Consider the following 1,312-nt stretch of genomic DNA (forward strand, 5'->3'; position numbering starts at 1 on the left):
TGCATGTGTGGACGCCCCTGGAAATGCAAGCGGTTTTTCGTCAGATTGAGTGAATGCGGTCGAGTTCCTACGTGTGTCCGGCCTCTGTATGCAGCATTTCTTACCGCGGGCCCTTATGGATAGTACGAAGATCAGATCCAAATCGTATTTACGGGTTTTGCTTCCCATGCACGCTACCTGGTTCTTCCGATCCCGTCATTCTCGACTGTTCGCCCATAATCCTCCGCTAAGACCTACCGCATTCCGGTTAACAGCTGACAGGCTTTATGCTGCCAGCTGAACTCGATATACCTCATCCTTCTTCATCAAGGCCCAAGCCATGCGGGCAAGTTTATTTGCCAGAGCAACGGCCACCAGTAGTCTGGGTTTCCGCTTCAGCATTCGGTTGAGCCATGAACCTTCAGCCGCACCACCTTTTCGCTCTACTGATTGAATGACAGACATGGCTCCCAGAATGAGCAACCTGCGAATGTCTCGCTGACCCATCTTCGAAGTTCGTCCTAAGCGGGTTTTACCACCGGTTGAATGTTGTTTTGGGGTCAGGCCGACCCAAGCTGCGAAATCTCGCCCTTTACGAAAGCTCTCACGCGGTGGTGCAAGGGTTACCACTGCCATTGCACACATCGGTCCAATACCTGGGATGGTCATTAATCGCCGTGCTGTTGCATCTTGTTTTGCCGATGCTTCAATCCGCGATGTCAGATCATCAATCTGCCAATCTAGTAAACGTAGGTGGTCAAAAAGCCTTATGCACATGTTGCGCATGGTCAATGGCAAGTCGGTTTCATGCTCATCCAACATCTGAGCTTCAAGCTTTCTTAAGTGAGATGGTCCTTGAGGAACCACAATCCCGTACTCAGCAAGGTGCCCGCGCAACATGTTAATTGTCTGGGTGCGTTGAGATATGAATAACTCACGTGTTTTCAAAAGCATGGATTGAGCTTGTTGCTCAGCTGATTTCACAGCAACAAACCTCATCTCAGGTCGGGTTGCGGCCTCTGCAATTGCTTCGGCATCAGCCATATCATTTTTCTGACGCTTGACGAAAGGACGCACATACTGCGGCGGAATTAACTTTACGGTATGACCAAGCTGCTCGATCTCACGGCCCCAATAATGAGAACTGGCACATGCCTCCATAGCAACCAAACATCGAGGCTGCTCAGCTAGGAAATGGAGTACACCGGAGCGCCTGATCTTTCGGCGAAACACTGTCGCTCCAGTCTTGGTTGAGCCGTGAAACTGAAATACATTTTTGGCGATATCAATCCCGATGATACTAACTTCCATGATCACATCTCCTCTCGCGCTA

At 50.1% G+C, this 1,312-nt stretch carries 1 protein-coding gene; it reads right to left on the bottom strand.

Annotated elements, in window-relative coordinates; translation table 11 throughout:
• Positions 1–264: 264 nt before the first annotated feature.
• A complete protein-coding gene (locus PPL9_RS09155) occupies positions 265–1,293 on the bottom strand; it encodes an IS110 family transposase (protein WP_057462414.1) in 1,029 nt (342 codons plus the stop codon).
• Positions 1,294–1,312 lie beyond the last annotated feature (19 nt).

This window comes from Pseudovibrio sp. POLY-S9 (assembly GCF_001431305.1).
Classification (GTDB): Bacteria; Pseudomonadota; Alphaproteobacteria; order Rhizobiales; family Stappiaceae; genus Pseudovibrio.